Source organism: Pantoea eucalypti (assembly GCF_009646115.1).
Lineage (GTDB): Bacteria > Pseudomonadota > Gammaproteobacteria > Enterobacterales > Enterobacteriaceae > Pantoea > Pantoea eucalypti.
Genome location: NZ_CP045720.1, coordinates 2748660 through 2770976, shown reverse-complemented (window position 1 = coordinate 2770976; position 22317 = coordinate 2748660). Strand labels below are relative to the sequence as shown.

At 52.6% G+C, this 22317-nt stretch carries 16 protein-coding genes; 12 read left to right on the top strand and 4 right to left on the bottom strand.

The window, feature by feature from the left end:
- Positions 1-156: 156 nt before the first annotated feature.
- The 4 genes from lolA to EE896_RS12945 all read left to right on the top strand — a co-directional run bounded on the left by lolA (position 157) and on the right by EE896_RS12945 (position 4974).
- Positions 157-768, top strand: a complete 612-nt coding sequence (lolA, locus tag EE896_RS12960) for an outer membrane lipoprotein periplasmic chaperone LolA (RefSeq protein WP_003849334.1) — start codon at positions 157-159, stop codon at positions 766-768.
- Positions 769-775: 7 nt separating this feature from the next.
- Complete coding sequence (locus tag EE896_RS12955) at positions 776-2119, top strand: replication-associated recombination protein A (protein ID WP_003849336.1); 1344 nt, start codon at positions 776-778, stop codon at positions 2117-2119.
- 92 nt (positions 2120-2211) lie between these two features.
- Positions 2212-3504, top strand: coding sequence for a serine--tRNA ligase (gene serS / locus EE896_RS12950; protein WP_008925841.1), 1293 nt, complete (start codon positions 2212-2214; stop codon positions 3502-3504).
- A 318-nt stretch (positions 3505-3822) separates the two neighbouring features.
- A complete protein-coding gene (locus EE896_RS12945) occupies positions 3823-4974 on the top strand; it encodes an MFS transporter (RefSeq protein ID WP_003849339.1) in 1152 nt (383 codons plus the stop codon).
- A gap of 51 nt (positions 4975-5025) precedes the next feature.
- Here EE896_RS12945 and pflA read toward each other — a convergent pair whose 3' ends face one another.
- The 4 genes from pflA to ycaO all read right to left on the bottom strand — a co-directional run bounded on the left by pflA (position 5026) and on the right by ycaO (position 11279).
- Positions 5026-5766: a pyruvate formate lyase 1-activating protein gene (gene pflA, locus EE896_RS12940; protein WP_008925842.1), complete on the bottom strand. Its 741-nt coding sequence runs from the start codon at positions 5764-5766 to the stop codon at positions 5026-5028.
- A gap of 165 nt (positions 5767-5931) precedes the next feature.
- Positions 5932-8214, bottom strand: coding sequence for a formate C-acetyltransferase (gene pflB, locus EE896_RS12935; protein ID WP_033761664.1), 2283 nt, complete (start codon positions 8212-8214; stop codon positions 5932-5934).
- A gap of 70 nt (positions 8215-8284) precedes the next feature.
- Positions 8285-9145, bottom strand: coding sequence for a formate transporter FocA (focA, locus tag EE896_RS12930; RefSeq protein ID WP_003849342.1), 861 nt, complete (start codon positions 9143-9145; stop codon positions 8285-8287).
- A gap of 370 nt (positions 9146-9515) precedes the next feature.
- Positions 9516-11279: a 30S ribosomal protein S12 methylthiotransferase accessory factor YcaO gene (gene ycaO, locus EE896_RS12925; protein WP_140915845.1), complete on the bottom strand. Its 1764-nt coding sequence runs from the start codon at positions 11277-11279 to the stop codon at positions 9516-9518.
- 313 nt (positions 11280-11592) lie between these two features.
- Between ycaO and serC the strand changes: the two genes are divergently transcribed.
- The 8 genes from serC to lpxK all read left to right on the top strand — a co-directional run bounded on the left by serC (position 11593) and on the right by lpxK (position 22308).
- Positions 11593-12678 carry a 3-phosphoserine/phosphohydroxythreonine transaminase gene (gene serC, locus EE896_RS12920; protein ID WP_140915846.1) on the top strand — a complete coding sequence of 362 codons (1086 nt, stop codon included), beginning with the start codon at positions 11593-11595 and terminating at the stop codon, positions 12676-12678.
- An 81-nt stretch (positions 12679-12759) separates the two neighbouring features.
- Positions 12760-14046, top strand: a complete 1287-nt coding sequence (gene aroA, locus EE896_RS12915) for a 3-phosphoshikimate 1-carboxyvinyltransferase (protein ID WP_039660933.1) — start codon at positions 12760-12762, stop codon at positions 14044-14046.
- Positions 14047-14246: 200 nt separating this feature from the next.
- Positions 14247-14933, top strand: a complete 687-nt coding sequence (gene cmk / locus EE896_RS12910; protein WP_008925844.1) for a (d)CMP kinase — start codon at positions 14247-14249, stop codon at positions 14931-14933.
- A gap of 108 nt (positions 14934-15041) precedes the next feature.
- Positions 15042-16715 (top strand): 30S ribosomal protein S1, encoded by a 1674-nt coding sequence (gene rpsA / locus EE896_RS12905; RefSeq protein ID WP_003849352.1) that lies wholly within the window; start codon positions 15042-15044, stop codon positions 16713-16715.
- Between the two features lie 82 nt (positions 16716-16797).
- On the top strand, positions 16798-17082 hold the full coding sequence (gene ihfB / locus EE896_RS12900) for an integration host factor subunit beta (protein WP_003849360.1): 285 nt from the start codon (positions 16798-16800) through the stop codon (positions 17080-17082).
- Between the two features lie 204 nt (positions 17083-17286).
- Positions 17287-19542: a DNA internalization-related competence protein ComEC/Rec2 gene (locus EE896_RS12895; RefSeq protein WP_140915847.1), complete on the top strand. Its 2256-nt coding sequence runs from the start codon at positions 17287-17289 to the stop codon at positions 19540-19542.
- Positions 19543-19576: 34 nt separating this feature from the next.
- Positions 19577-21325, top strand: a complete 1749-nt coding sequence (msbA, locus tag EE896_RS12890) for a lipid A ABC transporter ATP-binding protein/permease MsbA (protein ID WP_003849365.1) — start codon at positions 19577-19579, stop codon at positions 21323-21325.
- Entirely contained in the window at positions 21322-22308 is a 987-nt protein-coding gene (lpxK, locus tag EE896_RS12885) for a tetraacyldisaccharide 4'-kinase (protein ID WP_008925846.1), read from the top strand. The genes msbA and lpxK overlap by 4 nt, the downstream gene beginning before the upstream one ends.
- Positions 22309-22317 lie beyond the last annotated feature (9 nt).

Below are 22317 nucleotides of genomic sequence, written 5' to 3'. Positions count from 1 at the left end.
ACTCACTGAGCCAGTTCCGACTGGCTCATTGTTTTTTATACGGTTAAGCCCCATATCTGAATCAGCTTTCGGTTTTTTCTTCTGTTCTGATGGCGGAACGGCGACCAGGCTTAATGCAGTTATCGATGGGAACGTTTAAATAAGGAATTGAAGCAGATGAAATTACGCGTAATCGCTCTGGGCCTGTTGGCCACCTTTTCTTCAGCCAGCGTATTGGCTGATGCTTCCAGTGATCTGCAGCAGCGCCTGAATAAGGTCAGCAGCTTCCACGCCAGCTTCACGCAAAAAGTGACCGACAGCAGCGGCGCCAATGTGCAGGACGGCGAAGGTGAGTTGTGGGTAAAACGTCCCAGCCTGTTTAACTGGCACATGACCGCACCGGACGAAAGTATCATCATCTCCGACGGCAAATCGCTTTGGTTCTACAACCCGTTTGTTGAGCAGGCTACTGTCAGCCTGCTGCAGAATGCCACCAGCAACACGCCGTTTATGCTGATTGCCCGTAACCAGTCAAACGACTGGAAGCAATACAACATCAAACAGCAGGGTGACAATTTCGAACTGACGCCGAAAAACAGCGACGGCAACCTGAAACAGTTCACTATTCAGGTGACGTCCAGCGGCACCATTAACCGCTTCAGCGCGATTGAGCAGGATGGTCAGCGCAGCGATTACCAGCTGAAAAGCCAGCAGAATGGCGCGATCAGCCCGGATAAATTCACGTTCACACCGCCAAAAGGCGTGACGGTGGACGACCAACGTCAGTGAGGTCACGGTGAGTAACCTGTCCCTGGATTTTTCCACCGAGAATTTCAAACCTCTGGCCGCACGTATGCGGCCAGAAACGTTGAAACAGTACATTGGTCAGCAGCATCTGCTGGGCGCGGGTAAACCGCTGCCGCGTGCGATTGAAGCCGGGCATCTGCATTCAATGATCTTATGGGGACCGCCCGGGACCGGCAAAACCACGCTGGCTGAGATCATCGCGCATTACGGTAATGCCGATGTAGAGCGTATCTCTGCAGTGACCTCCGGCGTGAAAGAGATCCGTGAAGCCATTGAGCGTGCCCGACAGAACAAACACGCCGGACGGCGCACTATTCTGTTTGTGGACGAGGTCCATCGGTTCAACAAGAGCCAGCAGGATGCTTTTTTGCCCCATATTGAAGATGGCACCATCACCTTTATTGGTGCCACCACCGAAAATCCCTCTTTCGAACTTAACTCCGCATTGCTGTCACGCGCCCGCGTTTACCTGCTGAAATCACTGACGCTCGAAGATATTGAGCAGGTGCTGGATCAGGCGATGCAGGATAAAGCGCGAGGTTATGGCGAGAGTGACATCGTGCTGCCGGATAATACCCGCAGGATGATTGCTGAACTGGTTAATGGTGATGCACGCCGGGCATTGAATACGCTGGAAATGATGGCAGATATGGCCGAAACCACCGCCTCAGGTCAGCGTGAACTGACGCCTCAGTTGCTTAACGAAGTCTCGGGTGAGCGATCCGCGCGTTTTGATAACAAAGGCGATCGTTTTTACGATCTGATTTCGGCGCTGCACAAATCGGTTCGCGGCTCCGCGCCAGATGCAGCGCTCTACTGGTATGCGCGCATCATCACTGCAGGCGGCGATCCGCTCTATGTGGCACGCCGGCTGCTGGCTATCGCCTCCGAAGATGTCGGCAATGCCGATCCACGCGGTATGCAGGTGGCGATTGCAGCCTGGGATTGCTTCACGCGCGTGGGTCCGGCAGAAGGGGAGCGCGCCATCGCTCAGGCCATTGTTTATCTGGCCTGTGCGCCGAAAAGTAACGCGGTCTATAACGCCTTTAAAGCCGCGATGCGTGATGCGCGTGATAATCCTGATTACGATGTGCCGGAACATCTGCGCAACGCGCCGACTAAGCTGATGAAAGAGATGGGGCTGGGCAAAGAGTACCGTTATGCTCATGATGAAACCAACGCCTATGCTGCCGGTGAAGTCTATTTTCCAAAGGAACTGGCCAGCACGCGCTATTACACGCCAACCCAGCGCGGGCTTGAGGGTAAGATTGGTGAAAAGCTAAGCTGGCTGGCTGAGCAGGATCAAAATAGCCCGACAAAACGCTACCGCTGAAACAGACCTTACGGTAATGTGGGCAATGTTTTCAACGCATTCCACAGGAATGCGTCCCTTCTTTCAACCAACTTTTTATACACAGGATAAGCATGCTCGATCCCAATCTGCTGCGTAACGAGCCAGACGCAGTCGCAGAAAAACTGGCACGCCGGGGATACAAACTGGATGTGGAAACGCTGCGTTCGCTTGAAGAGCGTCGCAAAGTACTGCAGGTGGAAACAGAAAATTTGCAGGCAGAGCGTAACTCCCGATCCAAATCCATCGGTCAGGCCAAAGCACGTGGGGAAGACATCGAGCCGCTGCGCCAGGAAGTGAATGCGCTGGGCGAACGCCTGGATGCCGCTAAAGCAGAACTGGACGAACTGCAGAATCAAATTCGTGACTTCGCGCTGGCAATGCCGAACATTCCGGCAGACGAAGTGCCGCTGGGCAAAGATGACAGCGAAAACCAGGAAGTGAGCCGCTGGGGTACGCCGCGCGAGTTCAGTTTCCAGGTTAAAGATCACGTTGAGCTGGGTGAAGCGGCTAAAGGCCTGGATTTTGCGGCTGCCGTGAAACTGACCGGTTCGCGCTTTGTTGTCATGCAGGGGCAGATTGCCCGCCTGCACCGTGCACTGAGTCAGTTTATGATTGACCTGCACACTGAGCAGCATGGCTACCTTGAAACCTCCGTGCCTTACCTGGTTAACCACGCAACCCTTTACGGTACCGGACAGTTGCCTAAGTTTGGCGAAGACCTGTTCCACACCCGTCCGCTGGAAGAGGAGTCAGACAGCAGCAACTATGCACTGATTCCTACCGCGGAAGTGCCGCTGACCAACCTGGTGCGTGACGAGATCCTCGAAGAAGATACCCTGCCGGTTAAACTCACCGCACATACACCGTGCTTCCGTTCCGAAGCGGGTTCTTACGGTCGTGACACACGCGGTCTGATCCGTATGCACCAGTTCGACAAAGTTGAGATGGTGCAGATCGTTACCCCGGAACAGTCTATGGAGGCGCTTGAAGAGCTGACCGGCCACGCTGAAAAAGTTCTGCAACTGCTGAACCTGCCATACCGCAAGGTTTTACTCTGTACCGGCGATATGGGCTTCGGAGCGACTAAAACCTACGATCTGGAAGTCTGGTTACCGGCGCAGAACACCTACCGCGAGATTTCATCCTGTTCCAACATGGGTGATTTCCAGGCGCGTCGTATGCAGGCGCGTTGCCGTAACAAACAGGATAAGAAGCCGCGTCTGGTTCATACCCTGAATGGTTCAGGTCTGGCCGTCGGCCGTACCCTGGTGGCAGTGCTGGAAAACTATCAGCAGGAAGATGGTCGCATCGCCGTACCGGAAGTTTTACGCCCTTACATGAAGGGCGTCGAAATTATCGGCTAAGCAATCAGGCATCTTAAGACCCGGCCATGGCCGGGTTTTTTTATGTCCTGCATCTGAAAAATAGGATTTATATCTCGCTGATTTAATCACAAATAAACGTTATCGATAACAGATGTGCTGGAGTGCTTAAAAACCTAATTTTTCATAGAGATAGCATTTAGCCCTATGTCGCTTAAGACGATTGTAACCCACTGAAGATTTGTAAATTAAATTGTCGGGCAGCAAAATGTGCTGCCGTTAAATTCCTTCCGTTGACTTTAAAAAAGCTAATGGCAAACTGCGCGCAATTTCCTTCATTTGCTCTGGTTTCTATCCACTATGTCAACCTGGTCACGCCCCGTGATACTGCTGCTTTGCGGCCTGATGTTAATGACTGTCGCAATTGCCGTGCTGAATACGCTCGTTCCACTGTGGCTGACGCATGACTTACTGACAACCTGGCAGGTGGGTATAGTAAGTTCGTCTTATTACACCGGTAATCTCGCAGGCACGCTGCTGGCTGGCTGGTTAATCAGACAGTACGGCTTCAATCGCAGCTATTACCTGGCTACCGTGATGTTTGCCGTCGCGACCCTGTGCCTGGCGATGATGTCGGGCTTCTGGGCCTGGAGTTCAATGCGATTCATCGCGGGTGTCGGCTGTGCGCTGATGTGGGTGGTGGTTGAGAGCGCACTTCTGTGCAGCGGCACGGTGCGTAATCGCGGACAACTGCTGGCGGCCTACATGGTTGTCTATTACATCGGTACTGTGACCGGCCAGTTACTGGTCAGCAAACTCTCTACGGAATTACTCAGCGTGATCCCGTGGGTAACCTCGCTGGTCTTCTGCGCCGTGCTGCCGCTGGTCTTTACCCGCGTTTCCAGTAATGGTGAAGCGACAGAGGCGGCTCCGGCCCGCATCTGGCCGATGCTGCGTCGTCGTAGTTCCCGCCTGGGTATTAATGGCTGCATCATCTCTGGCATCCTTCTGGGCTCGCTTTATGGCCTGATGCCGCTTTACCTGTCACATCAGGGAATGAGTGACGCAAATGTCGGTTACTGGATGGCGTTGCTGGTCAGCGCAGGTATTGTGGGCCAGTGGCCCGTTGGCCGCCTGGCTGATCGTTTTGGTCGCATGCTGGTGCTACGGGTTCAGGTTTTTGTCGTTATCCTGGGCGCGATGGCCATGTTGACCAATGCCGCGATGGCGCCTGCGCTGTTTGTGCTGGGCCTGGCAGGCTTCACACTCTATCCGGTGGCGATGTCCTGGGCTTGTGAGACGGTCGCCCACCATGAGCTAGTTGCAATGAACCAGGCGTTGCTGATGAGTTATACCGTAGGCAGTCTGGCTGGACCGGCAATGACCTCTGTTCTGATGCAGAATTATTCTGACCAGCTATTGTTCGTGATGATCGCGGCTGTGGCGCTGATTTATCTGGTTATGCTGCTGCGCAAAACGAATCATCAGGCTACGCCAGTGGCACATGCCTGATCGCCATTTGGCCAAAAGGGAGCATTAAGCTCCCTTTTTTGTGGCCGATTGTTAGTACATCACTTCGTGGCCGTAACTGGCGAGAATGTTTTTCACGCGCTCCATCGTCTCTTTACCCGGCGGCTTTACGCCATCCAGCTTGTACTCTTCACCCATCGCAATCCATTTATGCTTACCCAGTTCGTGATAGGGCAGCAATTCAATCTTCTCAACGTTCTGCATATCACGGGTGAATTCGCCCAAGCGATGCGCGGTGTCATCGTCATCGGAATAGCCCGGTACGACAACGAAACGGATCCAGGTTCTCTTGCCTTTTTTCTGCAGATAACGGGCAAAGTCCAGGGTACGGTGATTAGAGACCCCCACCAGAATCTGATGCACATCGTCATTCATCTGTTTCAGGTCGAGCATCACTAAGTCAGTAACATCAAGCAGTTCATCGATCACCGGATCATAGCGGCGTACGAAACCGTTCGTGTCGAGACAGGTATGAATGCCTTCCGCTTTACAGGCGCGAAACCAGTCGCGCACAAATTCAGCCTGAAGAATCGCTTCACCACCAGAGGCCGTAACACCGCCGCCAGAGGCGTTCATAAAATGGCGATAGGAAAGCACATCCGCCATCAGCGCTTCAACGCTGATCTCTTTGCCGCCGTGGGTATCCCAGGTGTCGCGGTTGTGGCAGTAGAGGCAGCGCATCAGGCAGCCCTGAAAGAAGGTGATAAAACGGATGCCGGGACCATCGACGGTGCCGCAGGATTCAAATGAGTGGATACGACCGTTAACTGACATTGCGATGTGTTCTCCAGTGAGTCTGCCGGGACAGACGGCGCAATCTCTGTTGCGCTCAGGGCAGGAAATCGATTCTGGTGGGAACCTTGATAAAGATGACCAACAAAACAGACTTTTAAGGAAAAGGCTCCGCGAGGAGCCTTTTTATATCGGGTTGAGCCGTGATTACAGTGACTGTGTGAAGGTACGGGTAATCACATCCTGCTGCTGCTCTTTAGTCAGGGAGTTAAAGCGCACAGCATAACCGGAAACGCGGATGGTCAGCTGCGGATACTTCTCTGGATGCTCCATCGCGTCCAGCAGCATTTCACGGTTCATGACATTGACGTTAAGGTGCTGACCGCCTTCGATGCTCGCTTCATGATGGAAGTAACCATCCATCAGACCGGCAAGGTTAGTTTTACGCACGTTATCATCTTTACCCAGCGCGTTTGGCACGATTGAGAAGGTATAAGAGATGCCATCTTTCGCATAGGCAAACGGCAGTTTCGCGACGGAAGTCAGTGAAGCCACCGCACCTTTCTGGTCACGGCCATGCATTGGGTTAGCACCGGGTCCAAACGGTGCACCAGCACGACGTCCATCCGGTGTGTTACCGGTTTTCTTACCATACACCACGTTTGAGGTGATGGTCAGAACAGACTGTGTCGGCACGGCATTACGATAGGTGGTCAGCTGCTGAATTTTCTTCATGAAGCGTTCAACCAGATCGCAGGCCAGGTCATCAACGCGGGAGTCGTTGTTACCGAACTGTGGATATTCACCTTCGATGTCGAAGTCGATCGCCAGACCATCTTCATCACGAATCGGTTTCACTTTGGCATATTTAATCGCAGACAGTGAATCCGCAGCAACGGAGAGACCAGCGATGCCACACGCCATGGTGCGATAGACGTCACGGTCATGCAGGGCCATCAGCGCTGCTTCGTAGCTGTACTTATCATGCATGTAGTGAATGATGTTCAGCGAAGTCACATACTGTTTTGCCAGCCAGTCCATGAAGTGATCCATACGCTCCATGACGGTGTCGAAGTCCAGCACATCATCGCTGATTTTGTCGCCTTTCGGTCCAACCTGCATTTTCAGTTTTTCATCCACGCCGCCGTTGATTGCGTAGAGCAGGGTTTTCGCCAGGTTTGCACGTGCACCAAAGAACTGCATTTGTTTGCCGACAATCATCGGGCTGACGCAACAGGCGATGGCGTAGTCATCATTGTCGAAATCAGGACGCATCAGGTCATCGTTCTCATACTGCAGAGATGAGGTGTCGATTGAGACTTTAGCGGCATATTTTTTGAAATTAATTGGCAGTTTTTCTGACCACAGAATGGTCATGTTCGGCTCAGGTGAAGGACCCATGGTGTACAGGGTATTCAGGAAGCGGAAGGTACTTTTTGAAACCAGAGTACGGCCATCAACGCCCATACCTGCCAGTGATTCGGTTGCCCAGATTGGGTCACCTGAGAACAGCTCATCATATTCAGGAGTACGCAGGAAGCGAACCATACGCAGTTTCATGACCAGATGGTCAATCAGTTCCTGTGCCTGTTCTTCAGTCAGTTTACCGGCTTTAAGGTCACGCTCGATGTAAACATCCAGGAAGGTTGAGACGCGGCCAAAGGACATGGCAGCACCGTTTTGTGATTTAACGGCAGCAAGGTAGCCATAATAAGTCCACTGTACGGCTTCAACGGCATTGGTTGCCGGGCCCGAAATGTCGTGGCCATATTTTGCGGCCATCTCTTTAATCTGCGCCAGCGCACGATGCTGATCCGAGATCTCTTCACGCAGACGAATGGTCGCTTCCAGATTCACGCCATTCTCTAAATCGTTCTGCAGAGAGGCGAACTGGGAGAATTTATCCGCCATCAGGAAATCGATGCCGTAGAGAGCCACGCGACGATAGTCACCGATGATGCGGCCACGTCCATAGGCATCGGGTAAACCGGTCAGGATACCTGATTTACGGCAGCGCATGATGTCCGGGGTGTAAACGTCGAACACGCCCTGATTATGCGTTTTACGGTATTCGGTGAAGATTTTTTTCAGTGAAGGATCGAGTTCACGGCCATAGACTTTGCATGAACCTTCGACCATTTTGATGCCGCCAAAAGGAATCAGCGCGCGTTTTAATGGTGCCTCAGTCTGCAGACCAACGATTTTTTCCAGCGACTTATTGATGTAGCCTGCGTCGTGCGAGGTAATCGTTGAGGCGAGGTCGGTGTCGAAGTCAACTGGCGCGTGGGTGCGGTTTTCAATTTTGATGCCTTCCAGCACGCTTTCCCACAGTTTAGTGGTCGCTTCAGTTGCGCCCGCCAGGAACGACTCATCACCTTCATAAGGAGTGTAGTTTTTCTGAATGAAGTCGCGCACATTGACGCTATTCTGCCATTCGCCTTCAGCAAATCCTTCCCATGCTGAAGCCAGTTTTGCATTAAGTTCGGTCATAATATACCTGCCTTATATGAAGAGACTTTACGGTCGGGCACAGTCAACGTCCTGTGCCGTCAAAATGTGTTTAATGGACCTGGTCACCTTTACGGAGATAGATAACCCAGTAGGTCAACCCAACCAGAATGCCGCCGCCAATGATGTTGCCAATGGTCACAGGAATCAGGTTGTCGAGAATAAAGTTGCTCACGGTAAGCGAGTGAAACTGTGCCGCCGTGGTGCCAGCAGCCTGCCAGAATTCAGGTGCCGCGAAGTCGCGAATGACAATGGCATAAGGAATCAGAAACATATTGGCGATGCTGTGCTCGAAACCGCTGGCGACAAACATGCCAACAGGCAAAATCATTACCACCAGCTTATCGGTCAGGGTACGGCCGGAGTAACTCATCCAGACGGCGAGGCAGACCAGCAAATTCGCCAGCGTACCCAGACAAACCGCTTCGATGAATGTGTGATGCATTTTGTGATCGGCGGTTTCCAGGACATTCAATCCCCAGGCGCCATTCGCGACCATATGCTGTCCGGCAAACCACATCAGGGCGACAAAGAAGAGGGCACCTGCAAGGTTACCGGCGTAAACGTTAATCCAGTTGCGGGCCAGCTGTCCCCAGCTGATGCGGCCACTGGCTTTGGCGACGACGATTAAGACAGTAGAAGTAAAGAGGTCAGCGCCACACACGACGACCAGCATCAGGCCGAGTGAGAAACAGACACCGCCAATCAGTTTGGCTATGCCATAGGGCATCGTGCCGCTGCCGGTGGTCGCTGTAATATAAAAAACGAATGCGATGGAGATAAATACGCCAGCGTTTATCGCCAGAAAGAAGGTGGTGAAGGGATGTTTGGTTGCTTTATAGATACCGGCGTCTTCGGCCACTTTCGCCATTGCGGCTGGTAATAAAAGATTAAAAGGGTTGTCAGTTTTCACACTAACTTACTCCAGAAGTTGTCTGGAAAAATACTAACAAAGGAATATAGGTCAGGAATTGATATGGATCATGTTTGCCGACGTGGCAGCCTGTAAATCGCAGAGGAAAAGCGAAATAAATCTCTAACTTTTTGAATTTATTTAGTTAAATAAATTTTAAAAATGCAAAATTTTTTTAATGTAAAAAGACTTACCCTTTTTGAAGGGCCTGCCTGATGAGTAATTAATGGCTGATATGTTATTTAAAATGATTTGATGTAATTGAATGGATTTTAATACAGCTAATGTTCCACAAGGAAGGCAGAAAATTATGGCACCAGAAAACGCCGGTGCCATGTTAATCCTCTTTTTGGATCAGTCGCGTTATAACTTACGCATTTTTCCAGTAGAGACGCTTAGCCGCCTGCAGTTTTTCGTAAGCAGCAAGCAGGGACTGATGGGCCGGGAATGCCTGCAGTTCATCATCAACGGCCTGCAGACCGTTAAATGGATGTTCACCACTGATGGCGGCTGAGGCTGCTTCCATCGCGCTTTCACCGTACATACGCAGGAAGGCGTGATGATACTGCAGCGGATCACGCTCATCTTCCATTGCCAGTAACAGCAGAGTCTGCAGACAACGATAGTAGTTAGCCCGCTCTGGCGTAAAGATGGAGCTGTTAAACTCCATTGTCCACTCTGTCCAGATCAGTGCCTGATCCAGATCGCCGCCCGCCAGCGCCAGCATCGCTTTTAATTCGCCAACACGCAGTGTGTACCAGCCGTTGTCTTTACCGGTTGCCAGACCCAGCAGTTCGCGAACGCGAGTGAAGTCGTCAAAACCTTCATCATCAAGCTGTCCAATCAGATCCAGATACTCTTCCGGATTCCAGTTGCTGTCAGGCAGGGCCAGCAGGGTTTCACGAATGCCAGCGCCCATGCTGTTATTCGCCAGGAAGAGATCTTCGGCAGGGTAGATATCAGACATCCCCGGTACGATGATGCGGCAGGCATAGACACCCAGATGCTCGTAGTCAGCAATATAGACTTCCTGATCTTCCGAGGCAAAGATGGCCATCAGTGTGGAGAATTCCTGCTCGGTGCTGCCTGCAAATGACCAGTCAACAAAGGGATAGTCCGCTGTTTCTTTAAACAGATCCCATGAGATCAGACCGCTTGAATCAATGAAATGGGTCTCCAGATTGGCATGTTCAGCGACTTCTTCATCATCAAAAGTCGGTGGCGTGAACACATCAAGATCTTTCAGGCTTCGGCCCTGCAGCAGCTCAGTGACAGTTCGTTCCAGTGCCACACCAAAATCGGGATGGGCACCAAAGGAGGCAAAACAGGTTCCGTTGATCGGGTTAAACAGCACCACACAAATCACCGGATATTTACCGCCCAGCGAGGCGTCATAAGCGAAAATCGGGAAGCCTTCCGCTTCAAGGCGGGCAATCGCTTCGATCACCTCCGGATAACGCTGCATCACCTCATCAGGAATCGCAGGCAGGCTGATTGCTTCCGCGATGATGCGGTTCTTGATGTAGCGCTCAAACACTTCAGACAGGCCCTGAACACGTGCTTCATTCGCGGTGTTACCTGCGGACATGCCATTTGAGACATAGAGGTTGCCGATGATATTCATCGGGATGTAAACCGTTTGCTGATCCGACTGGCGGGTAAACGGCAGGGCGCAGATACCGCGCTCAGCATTGCCAGACTGCAGATCAATCAGGCCGGAAGCCGTCAGAGCATTGTCGGGATCGTAAAACGCGTTCAGGCGCGCATCCAGAATGCCTTCAGGTAAGGAATCATCCTCAGGTAACGCGAACCATTTTTCATTGGGATAGTGAACAAAGTCGCCGTTCGCGATCTTTTTGCCCAGCCAGAAGTCAGCAAAAAAGTAGTTAGTTGAGAGACGCTCAAAATATTCGCCCAGTGCAGAGGCCAGCGCAGCTTTTTTACTGGCGCCCTTGCCGTTGGTAAAGCAGAGCGGGCAATCGCGGTCGCGGATATGCACTGACCAGACATGGGGAACAGGATTCAGCCAGGAAGCTTCTTCAATGTTAAAGCCGAGATCCTGCAGCTTGTTCTGGAAACGCGCAATGGAGTCTTCCAGTGCGGCATCTTTGCCCGGGATAAATGTTTGCGTCATAGTGCCGCTCTCTCTGTTGTCATGGGGTGCGTAAAGCGCGCAATGATACGGATTTTGCTTACAGACCGCTATCAGGGCGGGACATTTTTACGGGCTTAGTTTTTATCACATCGGCTCTCAGGCCAAACGTGGATTAATGGTGCTGGATGAAGCCTCACAAAATTCCGCGCTGGTTTGCATTGGTAACATAACCTCCGGCGAGGCATATTCAGAAAATGTGACCGCGCCCTGATTTATGATTGCAGCTATCAGTATGCAGTGATAAAACCGAATGGTTATTCATAACCGTTCGATATGACAGTGGTGAGGGGAAATGACGCAAGTTTATAATTTTAGCTCTGGCCCGGCGATGCTACCGGTTGAAGTCCTTCGTCGTGCAGAACAGGAACTGACGAACTGGCGCGGTCTGGGTACCTCTGTAATGGAGATCAGTCACCGCAGTAAAGAGTTTATTCAGGTAGCTGAAGAAGCAGAGCAGGACTTCCGTGATCTGCTAAAAATACCGGCCAATTACAAAGTTTTATTCTGTCATGGCGGCGCGCGCGCGCAGTTTGCTGCTGTACCCGGTAATCTGCTTGGTCAGGCGACAACTGCTGACTATGTTGATGGCGGCTACTGGGCGCATAGCGCAATAAAAGAAGCGGAAAAGTATTGTTCCCCACGCACGCTGGATGTCAAAACAACCCGCGACGGTAAACGCGCTATCCTGCCGATGAGCGAATGGGCGGTAAGTGAGGCATCCGCTTACCTGCATTTTTGCCCGAATGAAACCATTGATGGCATCGCCATTGATGAACAGCCTGACTTCGGCAGTAAAACCGTTGTTGCTGATTTCTCCTCTACCATTCTGTCTCGTCCGATCGATGTGAGTCGTTATGGCGTGATTTATGCGGGTGCGCAGAAAAATGTAGGCCCGGCCGGATTAACGCTGGTGGTTGTGCGTGAAGATCTGCTGGGCCAGGCGCATGCCTCAGTGCCTTCAATCCTCGATTACAAAGTACTGGCCGATAACGATTCGATGTTTAACACCCCACCAACGTTTGCATGGTATCTGTCGGGGCTGGTATTTAAATGGCTGAAAGAGAAGGGCGGTGTCGCTGAAATTGATCGTATTAATCAGGCAAAATCTGACCTGCTTTATGGCGTCATCGATCACAGTGGTTTTTACCGTAATGATGTGGCGACAGGAAACCGTTCACGCATGAACATTCCTTTCCAGCTGGCGGATGCGTCACTGGATGCGCTGTTCCTGGAAGAGTCATTTAAGGCGGGATTGCATGCGCTTAAAGGACATCGTGTAGTAGGCGGTATGCGCGCCTCTATCTATAATGCGATGCCGCTGGAAGGTGTGAAAGCGCTGACCGATTTCATGGTCGATTTTGAACGTCGCCACGGCTGATTATTAAAATATCAGCACTAATGCTGATGCCAGACCTCGTCACACGGCGAGGTCTCTGTATTTTTGAGGATTTCGTTTCACATGCAGGACTCCCTGACTCTCCAACCCATTTCGCGTGTCGATGGCACCGTGAACCTGCCAGGTTCTAAGAGCGTTTCTAATCGCGCATTGTTGCTGGCTGCGCTGGCTAAAGGCACTACCCGTCTCACCAACCTGCTCGACAGCGACGATGTAAAGCATATGCTGAATGCGCTGACCGCGCTGGGCGTAAGCTATACGCTTTCAGACGATCGTACCGTGTGTGAAGTCACGGGGAATGCAGGACCACTGAACGCATCTCAACCGCTGTCACTGTTTCTGGGCAACGCCGGCACCGCTATGCGTCCGCTGGCTGCCGCGCTTTGCCTGGGCGCGCACGATATCGAACTGACCGGCGAACCCCGCATGAAAGAGCGTCCAATCGGGCATCTGGTCGATGCGCTTCGTCAGGGTGGCGCAACCATTGAGTACCTGGAAAACGAAAACTATCCGCCGCTGCGTTTACGCGGTGGTTTTACCGGCGGTGATGTCAGTGTGGATGGCAGTGTTTCCAGTCAGTTCCTGACGGCGCTGCTGATGACCGCGCCGCTGGCGCAGCAGGATACCTGCATCACGATTAAAGGTGATTTGGTTTCCAAACCTTACATCGACATTACGCTCAATCTTATGCAGTGCTTTGGCGTCGACGTTGAGAATCAGAGCTATCAGCGTTTCCTGATTAAGGGACAGCAGCAGTATCAGTCACCGGGCGATTACCTGGTGGAAGGTGATGCCTCTTCCGCTTCTTATTTCCTGGCGGCTGCAGCCATAAAAGGCGGAACGGTCCGGGTCACCGGTATCGGACGCCAGAGTATGCAGGGTGACATTCGGTTTGCTGACGTGCTGGAAAAGATGGGTGCTGCGATCGAATGGGGCGATGATTACATTGCCTGTACGGCTGGAAAGCTGCAGGCCATTGATATGGACATGAACCATATCCCGGATGCTGCAATGACCATTGCCACCACGGCGCTGTTTGCAGAAGGCACCACCCAGTTACGTAATATTTATAACTGGCGGGTAAAAGAGACCGATCGATTGAGCGCAATGGCGACAGAGCTGCGTAAAGTCGGCGCGGAAGTCGAAGAGGGTCATGACTACATCCGTATTACCCCACCTGCGACGCTAAAGCATGCTGATATTGGCACCTACAATGATCACCGTATGGCAATGTGCTTTTCTCTGGTAGCACTGTCAGATACGCCAGTGACCATTCTTGATCCTGGCTGTACAGCTAAAACCTTCCCGGACTACTTCGTTCAGCTGGCTAAAATCAGCCAGAGCGCCTGATATCTCTCTCTTCCGGTGCGGTTCCGCACCGGATCTCCCCGGATTTAATCTGGCTGTAACGGCCCAGCGATCCTCTGAATTAACTAAAATTACGAACCCGGTTAGTGCGAAACAGTAACCAAGCCGCGCTATGCAGCGTATAATGCGAGTCATTAATGGTGACCGAAAGGTCAGGAAGCACGCAGCAACAGGAGGGAATAATGACAGTAACTGCCCCGGTCATAACTATTGATGGGCCAAGTGGAGCGGGAAAAGGAACACTGTGTAAAGCGATGGCAGAATCGCTGCAGTGGCATCTGCTGGACTCCGGTGCTATTTATCGCGTGCTGGCATTAGCCGCGTTGCATCATCAGGTCGACATCGAATCTGAAGAAGCGCTTGTGCCGATTGCTGCACACCTCGATGTGCGCTTTGTGTCACAAAATGGTGACATGCAGGTCATCCTTGAAGGTGAAGATGTTACCGGTGAAATCCGTACTCAGGAGGTCAGCAACACCGCGTCACGTGTTGCCGCGTTTCCACGGGTGCGCGAAGCGTTATTACGCCGCCAGCGCGGTTTCCGCGAGCTGCCGGGATTAATTGCTGATGGACGAGACATGGGCACCGTGGTTTTCCCGGAGGCGCCAGTGAAAATTTTCCTGGATGCCAGTCCGGAAGAACGTGCTCAGCGCCGTATGCTACAGTTGCAGGACAATGGCTTTAATGTTAACTTTGACCGCCTTTTAGCCGAGATAAAAGAACGCGACGACCGCGATCGCAACCGCGCAATCGCACCTTTAGTAGCCGCTGGCGATGCACTGGTTCTGGACTCTACCGAGATGTCTATCGATCAAGTCATCGAAAAAGCGCTACACTATGCCCGCGAGAAGCTGGGTATTACGGCTTAACTGAATTTATCACCCTGTACCATGGATCAGGTGCCGGGCATGTGAAACAACCCCATCCGACATGAAGTCAGATGGACGTTAAATTGAAGAATCCTGAAGATTATCAATATGACTGAATCTTTTGCTCAACTATTTGAAGAATCCTTAAAAACAATCGAAACCCGCCCGGGTTCTATCGTTCGTGGCATCGTCGTTTCTATCGACAAAGATGTCGTTCTGGTTGATGCGGGTCTGAAATCTGAATCTGCAATTCCTGCAGAGCAGTTCAAGAACGCAGCCGGCGAACTGGAAATCCAGGTAGGCGACGAAGTTGATGTTGCTCTGGATGCAGTGGAAGACGGCTTCGGTGAAACCCTGCTGTCCCGTGAGAAAGCGAAGCGCCATGAAGCATGGATCACGCTGGAGAAAGCTTACGAAGACGCTGAAACTGTTACCGGTGTTATCAACGGCAAAGTTAAAGGCGGCTTCACAGTTGAGCTCAACGGTATCCGTGCGTTCCTGCCAGGTTCACTGGTAGATGTGCGTCCGGTGCGCGATACGCTGCACCTGGAAGGCAAAGAGCTTGAATTCAAAGTGATCAAGCTGGATCAGAAACGCAACAACGTCGTGGTTTCACGTCGTGCGGTTATCGAATCCGAAAACAGCGCAGAGCGCGATCAGCTGCTGGAAAACCTGCAGGAAGGCATGGAAGTTAAAGGTATCGTTAAGAACCTCACTGACTACGGTGCATTCGTTGATCTGGGCGGCGTTGATGGCCTGCTGCACATCACTGACATGGCATGGAAACGCGTTAAGCATCCAAGCGAAATCGTTAACGTGGGCGACGAAATCACCGTTAAGGTGCTGAAGTTCGACCGCGAGCGTACCCGTGTTTCTCTGGGTCTGAAGCAGCTGGGCGAAGATCCATGGGTTGCTATCGCTAAACGCTATCCGGAAGGCACCCGCCTGACCGGTCGTGTTACCAACCTGACTGATTACGGCTGCTTCGTGGAAATCGAAGAAGGCGTTGAAGGTCTGGTACACGTGTCTGAAATGGACTGGACCAACAAAAACATCCATCCGTCTAAAGTTGTTAACGTAGGCGATGTTGTTGAAGTTATGGTTCTGGACATTGACGAAGAGCGTCGTCGTATCTCCCTGGGTCTGAAGCAGTGTAAATCTAACCCATGGCAGCTGTTCGCTGAGACGCACAACAAAGGCGATCGTGTTGAAGGTAAAATCAAGTCAATCACTGACTTCGGTATCTTCATCGGCCTGGATGGCGGCATCGACGGTCTGGTTCACCTGTCTGATATCTCCTGGAACGCGACTGGCGAAGAAGCCGTTCGTGAGTACAAAAAAGGCGACGAAATCGCTGCCGTTGTACTGCAGGTTGATGCAGAGCGCGAGCGTATCTCTCTGGGCGTTAAACAGCTGGCAGAAGATCCGTTCAACAACTACATCACTTTGAACAAGAAAGGTGCCATCGTCACCGGTAAAGTGACTGCAGTTGATGCTAAAGGTGCTACAGTTGAATTAGCAGACGGCGTTGAGGGTTACCTGCGCGCTTCTGAAGCTTCACTGGACCGCATTGAAGATGCAACTCTGGTTCTGAACGTTGGCGACGACGTTGAAGCTAAGTTCACCGGCGTTGATCGTAAAAACCGTGTCGTAAGCCTGTCTGTCCGTGCGAAAGACCAGGCTGATGAGAAAGAAGCTATCAATACTGTTAACACCAAACAGGAAGAAGGCAATTTCTCTAGCGCTATGGCTGAAGCGTTTAAAGCGGCTAAAGGCGAGTAATCGACCTGAAGCACCGGGTGGGCAACCACCCGGTTTCGGTAAAAGCTGTCATACATTCCTGTAGGGATAAACCGGAGGTTACATGACCAAGTCAGAACTGATCGAAAGACTGGCGGGACAGCATACTCATATACCGGCGAAAGTCGTTGAGGATGCAGTCAAAGAGATGCTTGAGCACATGGCCACTACGCTGGCACAGGGCGAGCGCATCGAAATCCGGGGATTCGGCAGCTTTTCTTTGCACTATCGCGCTCCTCGTACTGGACGTAACCCGAAAACGGGTGACAAAGTGGATCTGGAAGGTAAATACGTTCCCCACTTTAAGCCAGGCAAAGAGCTGCGCGATCGCGCAAACATCTACGGCTAAGCCGATACCGAACCCAATAAACGACATCTCCGGATGTCGTTTTTTTTTGCCTGCTATTCAGGCTGAGCACTGATATCCAGATTACTGTCGTCAACACTGCAAGGCCGCATTCTGTTTGTGAGGGCGCTCCAGCCTGCCTGATTGTTCCCTGTTAGTTTCACCTCAATTGCCCAGAATAATCGAACTGAAACAATGGATACGATTATGCTGACATGGACCGTTCTGGCGCGACTGGTGATCGTTGCAACATTACCGCTATTGCTAATGGCCCAACTGCCCTCAGGTAAGATGATGGTGATGCTGGTACTGATGGGCCTCGCTCTGCTCCATTGCCATTACCCATCCTTTCGCTGGACCGGTATTACGCTGCTGTTGCTGGCATGGGCTTTTAACGATGCCCGTCTGATGGTGCGGGATATTGATCAGCTCTCCGTACGTCCCGCCACCTTTACGCTTGAGATCAGTGAACTGCGGAAAGAGAGAAAGCAAATCCGGGTTCGGCTGCTGGAAGAAGAGGGCAGAATGATATTCCCTCCCCGCTATGCCTGGCTTTATTTCGATACTGATCCGGAAACTTATTGTCCGGGACAACGCTGGACGATGCGACTTCGTTTGAGACCAGTCCATGCTCGTCTCAATGAGGGCGATTTCGATGCGCAGCGTTTTGCTCTGGCTAATAATACGCCGCTCCAGGGCAGGATCCTTAATCAGGTTGCCGTTAGCGAACAGTGTAATGGACGCTGGCGATTTATTTTATGGCATCGCGACAGGACCCACTCCATGCCTGCACGTGCCACGCTGGAGGCACTCTCCTTTGGCATCAGGGATGAAATGAGCCAGCAGACTCGCCAGTTACTTCGGGATACCGGTACTGCGCATTTAATGGCGATATCGGGCATGCATATCGCCCTGGCCGCCAGCACCGGCTGGATCATTACGCGTGGGGTGCAATTTATCCTGCCAGCCCGGCGTATCGGCTATCTCCTTCCGCTTATCGTAAGCTGGCTATTTGCTGCAACCTATACCTGGCTCTCAGGAGCACAGCCTCCCGCAGCGCGTGCATTGCTGGCCCTGACGCTGTGGGCAATAACACGGTTTGCAGGTGTACAACTCAATAGCTGGCAGGTCTGGACCTTCTGTATTGCATTGCTGCTGGTGACGGATCCGCTGACCGTTTTGTCTGACAGTTTCTGGCTCTCGGTTCTGGCTGTAGGCATGCTGCTGGTCTGGTACCACTGGTTTCCCTTGCCTGCACGATTCCGTCATCAAAAGCGATGGATTCCGGTACAACTGCTGCATTTGCAGATGGGCATGATGATTTTAATGGTGCCGTTGCAGGTAGCGATATTCAACGGGATCAGCCTGACCGCACTGCTGGCAAATCTGGTGGCAATTCCGGTCATCTCGTTCATTACCATGCCATTGATAACGTTCGCGTTGCTGCTGCCGATGGCGCCTGTATCGGGCTTCTTCTGGGGGGCGGCCGATCTCTCAGTACGTGCACTGTTTCATTCTCTGGCTTTACTGCCGCCAGGATGGTGGCCGCTGAGTGGCACAACCTGGTTTACGATTATGGTATGGGGAAGTCTGATTCTCTGGCGTGCGCAGTTCTTCTTTTCTTTGCCATTGAGCAGCTGTGTGTTGGCGCTGGCGATGATATGGAGTCGCCAGTCCCATCAGGAGCCGGGCTGGCGCATTGATATGCTGGATATCGGGCACGGATTAAGCCTGGTGATCAGTCAGGGCAAGGAGGCGGTGATGTATGACACAGGGCCGCGCTGGCAGAACGACAACGCAGGGAGTCGGGTAATCATTCCATGGCTGGAGCGCAAACAGTTACGGTTAAAACAGATCATCCTGAGTCATAAACATCTCGATCATACCGGCGGGCTGGAGGCGATTACGCAACGCTGGCCAGCGGTAGAAGTCAGAAGCGCGCTGGCAGAGAAAACGCATTTACCCTGCGTACGCGGCACGCAGTGGCGCTGGCGGCAACTCCACTTTCAGGTAGTCTGGCCGCTAACGGCACCTTTGCCGGGTGACAATAACGATTCCTGTGTGGTAATCGTTGATGATGGTCAGGTCCGGCTGATGTTAACCGGCGATATTGAAGCGAAAGCGGAACGTCAGTTGGTGGCGCTGGAAAAGCAGGGGCTGAAGGTGGATATTCTGCAGGTACCGCATCACGGCAGCCGTACCTCGTCGACCTCATTGCTGCTGCGCAAAACCGGCGGACACACCGCGATTGCCTCGCTCGCACGCTACAACGCATGGCGTATGCCCGCGAAAAGTGTTCTGGAAAACTATCGAACAGCCGGTTTTAGATGGCTGGATACGGGCCAGTCCGGACAAATCAGTATCAGGATAGAGCAGGGCAGCGTGCAGGTTTACACCCTACGGGAACAATTAATGCCCCGTTGGTATCATCAGTGGTTTGGCGTCAAACGCGAATCCAGGTAGAATGGCCGGCTATTTCCAACAGCGTGAATAAATAATGCATCAAGATAAAGATCTCTCTACGTGGCAGACGTTTCGCCGACTCTGGCCGATGATCGCGCCTAATAAAGCGGGATTAATTGCGGCTTCAGTCGCCCTGATTATCAATGCTGCGGGCGACGCCTTAATGCTCTCACTGTTGAAACCATTACTGGATGATGGTTTTGGTAAAGCTGACAGGTCGGTGATGCTATGGCTGCCGTTAGTGGTCATTGGCCTGATGCTGGTACGCGGCGTGACCAGTTATATCTCCAGCTACTGCATCTCCTGGGTCTCAGGCAATGTCGTGATGAATATCCGCCGTCGGCTGTTCAGCCATATGATGGGAATGCCGGTTTCATTCTTTGACCAGCAGTCGACCGGCACCCTGTTGTCACGCATTACTTACGATTCCGAGCAGGTCGCCTCCTCTTCTTCCGGCGCGCTGGTGACGGTGGTGCGTGAAGGTGCTTCCATTATTGGCCTGTTTGTTATGATGTTCTACTACAGCTGGCAGCTGTCGTTGATCCTGATTGTTCTGGCACCCATCGTCTCATTTGCGATCCGTACTGTTTCAAAGCGTTTCCGCACTATCAGCAAAAGTATGCAGAACACCATGGGTCAGGTGACAACCAGCGCTGAGCAGATGCTGAAAGGTCACAAAGAAGTGCTGATTTTTGGCGGTCAGGAAATCGAATCGGAGCGCTTTTCCCGCGTCAGTAACCGTATGCGTCAGCAGGGAATGAAGCTGGTATCAGCATCCTCCATTTCGGATCCCATTATTCAGCTCATCGCATCGCTGGCACTGGCGTTTGTACTTTATGCCGCGAGCTTCCCAAGCGTCATGGATACGCTGACCGCCGGGACGATTACCGTGGTCTTCTCCTCGATGATTGCCCTGATGCGCCCGCTTAAGTCGCTGACCAACGTTAATGCCCAGTTCCAGCGTGGCATGGCGGCCTGTCAGACGCTGTTCTCTATTCTGGACAGTGAGCAGGAAGTGGACAATGGCACACGCGAAATGACCCGGGCGAAAGGCGATATCGAATTCCGTGATGTGACCTTTACCTATCCGGGCCGTGATATTCCGGCACTGCGTAATATCAATCTGTCACTGCCAGCAGGAAAAACGGTGGCGCTGGTGGGCCGTTCAGGTTCTGGTAAGTCGACGATGGCGAGCCTGCTGACCCGCTTTTATGACATTCAGCAGGGCGAAATCCTGCTGGACGGACATGACCTGAGAGAGTACAGCCTGCGTTCGCTGCGTAATCAGGTCGCGCTGGTGTCGCAGAATGTGCATCTCTTTAACGACACCATTGCCAATAACATCGCTTATGCGCGGAGTGAGCAATACAGCCGTGCAGAGATCGAGCAGGCAGCCACCATGGCGCATGCCATGGACTTTATCAATAAGATGGATAAAGGCCTGGATACAGTGATTGGCGAGAATGGCGTGCTGTTATCTGGCGGTCAGCGTCAGCGTATCGCTATTGCCCGCGCACTGCTGCGTGATTGTCCGATTCTGATCCTGGATGAAGCGACCTCTGCGCTGGATACTGAGTCAGAACGCGCCATTCAGTCTGCACTTGATGAGTTGCAGAAGAACCGTACCTCGCTGGTGATTGCGCACCGCCTCTCAACCATTGAGAAAGCGGATGAAATCGTGGTCATTGAAGATGGTCAGATTGTAGAACGCGGTACGCATCAGGTGTTGCTGGCAGAACGCGGTGCCTATGCACAACTGCATAAGATGCAATTCGGCCAATGATTGAACGTATCTGGAGTGGTCGCTCACCGCTATGGCTACTGCTATGGCCATTCAGCCTGCTGTATGGTGCGATCACGGCCCTGATACGTTTCAGTTACAGGCGTGGCTGGCGTAAAAGCTGGCGCGCGCCTTTGCCGGTCGTGGTGGTGGGTAACCTCACTGCCGGCGGCAACGGAAAGACGCCGGTGGTGATCTGGCTGGTTGAGGCGTTGCAGCAGCGCGGCCTGCGTGCTGGCGTCGTCTCCAGAGGGTATGGCGGCAAGGCGGATCACTATCCCTTGCTGGTCACCGCACAGACCAGCACGGAACAGGCCGGTGATGAGCCGGTTTTAATCGCTCAGCGCACCGGGGCGCCGGTCGCGGTGGCGCCCAGAAGGCGACAGGCGATTGAAGCATTACTGCAACAGGGCTCGCTGGATGTGGTCATCACTGATGACGGCCTGCAACATTACGCCCTGCAGCGCGATCGCGAGATCGTGGTGGTGGATGGCGTACGACGCTTTGGCAATGGCTGGTGGTTGCCCGCAGGTCCGATGCGCGAACGCGCTTCTCGTCTGCGGCAGGTTGATGCCGTCATCATCAACGGTGGCGACGCGCAGCCCGACGAGATTGCCATGCAGCTTCAGCCCGGGCTGGCCACCAATCTCCTGACCGGGGAAACCTGTCCAGCTGAGCAACTGGGTGCGGTAGTTGCGATGGCCGGTATAGGCCATCCTCCCCGTTTTTTCACCACGCTGAAAAAGCAGGGCATCACGCCAGTTGCAGAGATCGCCTTTGCCGATCATCATGCCTACAGCGAGGATGAGCTGACCCGATTACTCCAGACAGGCCAGCAGCTGTTGATGACCGAAAAAGACGCGGTGAAATGCCGCGACTTTGCTCAGCCTGACTGGTGGTATCTGCCGGTCGATGCTCACCTGACCGGTAAATCCGTCACGCCATTACTGGCTGATATTGAACAACTCTGTCGCCGCACGCTCTGATACCCGCAC

What these genes read in the sequence shown, in the direction of transcription:
- lolA (WP_003849334.1), top strand. Translation starts at nt 157, where the DNA reads ATGAAATTACGCGTAATCGCTCTGGGCCTGTTGGCCACCTTTTCTTCA.
- lpxK (WP_008925846.1), top strand. Translation starts at nt 21,322, where the DNA reads ATGATTGAACGTATCTGGAGTGGTCGCTCACCGCTATGGCTACTGCTA.
- EE896_RS12895 (WP_140915847.1), top strand. Translation starts at nt 17,287, where the DNA reads ATGCTGACATGGACCGTTCTGGCGCGACTGGTGATCGTTGCAACATTA.
- serS (WP_008925841.1), top strand. Translation starts at nt 2,212, where the DNA reads ATGCTCGATCCCAATCTGCTGCGTAACGAGCCAGACGCAGTCGCAGAA.
- aroA (WP_039660933.1), top strand. Translation starts at nt 12,760, where the DNA reads ATGCAGGACTCCCTGACTCTCCAACCCATTTCGCGTGTCGATGGCACC.
- pflB (WP_033761664.1), bottom strand. Translation starts at nt 8,214, where the DNA reads ATGACCGAACTTAATGCAAAACTGGCTTCAGCATGGGAAGGATTTGCT.
- serC (WP_140915846.1), top strand. Translation starts at nt 11,593, where the DNA reads ATGACGCAAGTTTATAATTTTAGCTCTGGCCCGGCGATGCTACCGGTT.
- cmk (WP_008925844.1), top strand. Translation starts at nt 14,247, where the DNA reads ATGACAGTAACTGCCCCGGTCATAACTATTGATGGGCCAAGTGGAGCG.
- msbA (WP_003849365.1), top strand. Translation starts at nt 19,577, where the DNA reads ATGCATCAAGATAAAGATCTCTCTACGTGGCAGACGTTTCGCCGACTC.
- ihfB (WP_003849360.1), top strand. Translation starts at nt 16,798, where the DNA reads ATGACCAAGTCAGAACTGATCGAAAGACTGGCGGGACAGCATACTCAT.
- pflA (WP_008925842.1), bottom strand. Translation starts at nt 5,766, where the DNA reads ATGTCAGTTAACGGTCGTATCCACTCATTTGAATCCTGCGGCACCGTC.
- ycaO (WP_140915845.1), bottom strand. Translation starts at nt 11,279, where the DNA reads ATGACGCAAACATTTATCCCGGGCAAAGATGCCGCACTGGAAGACTCC.
- EE896_RS12945 (WP_003849339.1), top strand. Translation starts at nt 3,823, where the DNA reads ATGTCAACCTGGTCACGCCCCGTGATACTGCTGCTTTGCGGCCTGATG.
- rpsA (WP_003849352.1), top strand. Translation starts at nt 15,042, where the DNA reads ATGACTGAATCTTTTGCTCAACTATTTGAAGAATCCTTAAAAACAATC.